Annotated in this window: 1 pseudogene; it reads left to right on the top strand. The window is 59.7% G+C overall.

The annotated features are described in order from the left end of the window. Positions 1-226, top strand: a pseudogene (locus T18_RS27765) (methyl-accepting chemotaxis protein); the annotation flags it as partial.

The following is a 226-nucleotide window of genomic DNA, read 5'->3' as shown; positions in this document are numbered from 1 at the left end:
AGGAGCAATCCTCCGGCCTCCAGCAGATCAATACCGCGGTCAACCAGATGGACCAGGACACGCAGAAAAATGCTGCCATGGTGGAAGAGACCAACGCTGCCAGCCACAATCTGGCCAAGGAGGTCGCTTCGCTCAACCAGCTTCTCGCGCAGTTCAAGCTCGCCGATACCGCCTATCAGCAGAAGAGCCAGCCCGCTCCGGTTCGCAATGCCGGCGGCAACGACAA

Origin of the sequence: Rhizobium sp. TBD182 (assembly GCF_001950375.1) — a bacterium.
Lineage (GTDB): Bacteria > Pseudomonadota > Alphaproteobacteria > Rhizobiales > Rhizobiaceae > Agrobacterium > Agrobacterium tumefaciens.
Note: the sequence above shows the minus strand (reverse complement) of the source record. Positions and strands in the feature narration are given on the sequence as shown.